The following is a 3,700-nucleotide window of genomic DNA, read 5'->3' as shown; positions in this document are numbered from 1 at the left end:
CGCAGCCCGCTCGGCTACGACGCCGGACGCGAGCCCGACCGGGCCCGCCGCGAGCTCGCCGCGCTCGTCGGTGACCCCGGGCCGGTGCCTGCGACGGTCGGCGGCCGCGCGGTCCTGCGCTGGACCGAGACACCGGGCGACGGGACCGTCGTCGACTGGCACGTCGTGTTCTCCGGAACCGACGAGCTCGTCGCCGGGTGCCGGCGGCCGGTGGGCGCCCCGGTCGCCGCGGCCTGCGCCGAGGTCGTCGCGACGCTGCACCGGGTGCCCTGAGCCCCCGGCGTTCCCGGTCGCGAACGGTCCGCCCGGAACGGCCACGGCCACCGGCGCGCCCTGCCACTGTGCGCGGGCCGGGGGCACCGCGCCCCCGGGCCCGGGGAGCCGTCGACACGGCCGCGCCGGGTCCGATCAGGGGACGAGGTGGGACGTATGGCCGACGGGTTCGGCACGACGACCGAGGAGATGGTCCGCGCGGCGGGCCAGGTGCGGGCGGTGAGCGACGCCGTCAACGGCGAGCTCGGCCGCCTGCGCAGCCGGCTGGGACCGCTGCAGGGCCAGTGGTCCGGCACCGCGGCGACGGCGTTCGCCCAGCTGATGGCCAAGTGGGACACCGAGGCGCGGCGGCTGAACGAGGCGCTGGGCGCGATCGGTGAGCAGCTCGGCGGCACGGCGACGACGTACCAGCAGCAGGAGGACCAGAACCGCACCGCCATCACGTCGGTGCTCGGGTGAGGGGGAGCCACACCATGGGATCCGAGATCAAGGTCACCTTCAGCGCGCTCGAGACGGCGTCGGCCGACACCGCCGCGACGACCGCGCGCATCACCTCCCAGCTCGAGGACCTCCGGCGGCAACTGGCGCCGATGGTCGCGACCTGGACCGGCGACGCGGCGGCCACCTACCGGGCGTCGCAGCAGAAGTGGGACACCTCGGCGGCCGAGCTGACCGCCACCCTGGGCACCATCGGGAAGCTCGTCGGTCAGGCCGGTCAGAACTACCGGGCCACCGAGCAGGCGAACCGGGCCCGGTTCGCCTGACAGCCGGTCCGGGGGCCCGGACGACCCCCTTGCGTCCGCCCCCGGAACCGGCGGGTACGCTTGGCTCTCGTTGTGCAGCGGTGGAGACCCGCGGGCGCCGTCCTCCGGCGACAGCGGCGGGATCGAGCGTCCCTCCGGCGTCCACCAGCAGCACGCTGAGGAACCAGAGACTAGAGAGTGGGCCGGAACCCGTGCGGACGGCCCACCAGCCGAGAACGACGACGAGGTAGATCCGTGCCCACGTACAGCCCCAAGCCCGGCGACATCCAGCACGCCTGGCACGTGATCGACGCCGAGGACGTGCGCCTCGGTCGGCTCGCCACCCACGCTGCCACGCTGCTGCGCGGGAAGCACAAGCCGACCTACGCCCCGCACGTCGACAACGGCGACTTCGTGGTCATCGTGAACGCGGAGAAGATCTCGGTGTCCGGCAACAAGCGTGCCGACAAGTTCATCTACCGCCACTCCGGCTTCCCGGGTGGCCTCCGCCAGCGCTCCGTCGGTGAGATGATCGACAGCCAGCCCGACCGCCTCGTCGAGAAGGCGATCAAGGGCATGCTGCCGAAGAACCGTCTCGGCCGCGCCATGGCCAAGAAGCTGAAGGTCTACGCCGGTCCGGCGCACCCGCACGAGGCCCAGAAGCCGCAGCCGTTCGAGATCAAGCAGGTCAGCCAGTGACCACCCCGAGCAACGAAGAGGGACAGCCCGTGACCAGCCCCGAGAACGGACCCGACGAGGTCGTCGACGCGGTCGAGACCGAGGGTGCGGCCGCCGAGGCGACCGAGACCGAGGCCACCGAGACCGAGGTCGCCGACGTCGACTACACCATCGGTGACGCCGCCGACTTCGACGCCGACGAGTTCGCCGCCGAGGCACCCGTGCTGGGCGACCGCCCGGTCCAGACCGTCGGCCGCCGCAAGGAGGCCGTCGTCCGCGTCCGGCTGCTGCCGGGCACCGGTGGGTTCACCCTCAACGGCAAGCCGCTCGAGGTGTACTTCCCGAACAAGCTGCACCAGCAGATCGTGAAGGAGCCGCTGGTCCTCGTCGAGAAGACCGAGCGCTTCGACATCTTCGCCAACCTCAAGGGTGGCGGCACCGCGGGTCAGGCGGGCGCGCTGCGCCTGGCCATCGCCCGTGCGCTGGTCGAGCTGGACTCCGAGGACCGCCCGCCGCTGAAGAAGGCCGGCTGGCTGACCCGTGACGCCCGCGCCGTCGAGCGCAAGAAGTACGGCCTCAAGAAGGCCCGCAAGGCGCCCCAGTACTCCAAGCGCTGATCGCACACCGGATGCCTCGTCTCTTCGGAACCGACGGCGTCCGGGGCCTGGCCAACGGCGAACTCCTCACTCCGGAGTTCGCCGTTGGCGTCTGTGCCTCGGCCGCCCGCACGCTCTCGAACGGCTCCGGCCGCCGGCCCCTCGCGGTCGTCGGACGCGACCCCCGCGCGAGCGGCGAGATGCTCGAGGCCGCGGTCGTCGCCGGGCTCACCTCGGCCGGTGCGGACGCGATCCGGGTCGGTGTGCTGCCGACCCCGGGCGTCGCGCACCTGGTCGCCGAGACCGGCGCCGACCTCGGCGTGATGATCTCCGCGTCGCACAACCCGATGCCCGACAACGGCATCAAGCTCTTCGCCGCGGGCGGCCACAAGCTGCCCGACGACGTCGAGGACGCGATCGAGCAGCAGCTGGCCGCCGGGCTCGGCGCCCGCCCCACCGGGGAGGGCATCGGCCGCGTCTGGGACGCCCCGGACGCCACCGACGTCTACGTCGCGCACCTGCTCTCCGCCGCGCCCGGCTCGCTGTCCGGGCTGCGCGTGGTCGTGGACTGCGCGCACGGCGCCGCGGCGCTGGCCGCCCCGGAGGCCTACCGCCAGGCGGGCGCGGACGTGATCGCGCTGCACGCCGAGCCGGACGGGCTCAACATCAACGACGGCGTCGGGTCCACCCACCTGGAGCCGCTGCGGTCCGCGGTGCTCGAGCACGGCGCCGACCTCGGCATCGCCCACGACGGCGACGCCGACCGCTGCCTGGCCGTGGACGGGACGGGCGCCGTCGTCGACGGTGACCGGATCATGGCCGTGCTGGCGCTCGCCATGCGCGACGCCGGCGAGCTCGCCCACGACACGCTCGTCGCCACGGTGATGAGCAACCTGGGCCTGCACATCGCCATGCGCGAGGCCGGGATCACGCTGGACACCACCAGGGTCGGCGACCGCTACGTGCTGGAGCGGCTGCGCGAGGGCGGGTTCACCCTCGGCGGCGAGCAGTCCGGGCACGTGGTGCTGCCGGGCCACGCCACCACCGGCGACGGTCTGCTCACCGCCCTGCGGCTCATGTCGCGGGTCGCGCAGACCGGCACGTCGCTGGCCGAGCTCGCCTCCGTGGTCACCGTGCTGCCGCAGGTGCTGCGCAACGTGGCCGTCGCGGACAAGGACGCGGTCGCCGCGTCGGCGGACGTGGCCGAGGCCGTCGCCAAGGCCGAGGCCGAGCTGGGGGACACCGGCCGGGTGCTGCTGCGCCCGTCGGGCACCGAGCAGCTCGTCCGCGTGATGGTCGAGGCGCCCAGCGAGGGCGAGGCCGACGCCGTCGCGGGCCGGCTGGCCGAGGTCGTCGCCGCCGCGCGCTGACCCGCACACGCCGATCGGGGCCGTCACCCACACCGGGGGC

At 74.0% G+C, this 3,700-nt stretch carries 5 protein-coding genes and 1 pseudogene; all 6 read left to right on the top strand.

Annotated features, from left to right (window positions below; translation table 11 throughout):
* Positions 1 to 273 (top strand): annotated as a pseudogene (locus GTW08_RS13780) (hypothetical protein); the annotation flags it as partial.
* A gap of 156 nt (positions 274 to 429) precedes the next feature.
* Entirely contained in the window at positions 430 to 732 is a 303-nt protein-coding gene (locus GTW08_RS13775; RefSeq protein WP_073576448.1) for a WXG100 family type VII secretion target, read from the top strand.
* A gap of 14 nt (positions 733 to 746) precedes the next feature.
* Positions 747 to 1,037, top strand: a complete 291-nt coding sequence (locus GTW08_RS13770; RefSeq protein ID WP_161152003.1) for a WXG100 family type VII secretion target — start codon at positions 747 to 749, stop codon at positions 1,035 to 1,037.
* 234 nt (positions 1,038 to 1,271) lie between these two features.
* Complete coding sequence (gene rplM, locus GTW08_RS13765; RefSeq protein ID WP_062397782.1) at positions 1,272 to 1,715, top strand: 50S ribosomal protein L13; 444 nt, start codon at positions 1,272 to 1,274, stop codon at positions 1,713 to 1,715.
* A 29-nt stretch (positions 1,716 to 1,744) separates the two neighbouring features.
* The gene (gene rpsI, locus GTW08_RS13760) at positions 1,745 to 2,311 is read left to right on the top strand and encodes a 30S ribosomal protein S9 (protein WP_073576859.1); all 567 of its coding nucleotides are present in this window, start codon (positions 1,745 to 1,747) and stop codon (positions 2,309 to 2,311) included.
* A gap of 11 nt (positions 2,312 to 2,322) precedes the next feature.
* Positions 2,323 to 3,660, top strand: coding sequence for a phosphoglucosamine mutase (glmM, locus tag GTW08_RS13755; RefSeq protein WP_100878726.1), 1,338 nt, complete (start codon positions 2,323 to 2,325; stop codon positions 3,658 to 3,660).
* Positions 3,661 to 3,700: the final 40 nt, after the last annotated feature.

The organism is Pseudonocardia sp. SID8383 (assembly GCF_009864975.1).
Classification (GTDB): Bacteria; Actinomycetota; Actinomycetes; order Mycobacteriales; family Pseudonocardiaceae; genus Pseudonocardia; species Pseudonocardia alni.
Note: the sequence above shows the minus strand (reverse complement) of the source record. Positions and strands in the feature narration are given on the sequence as shown.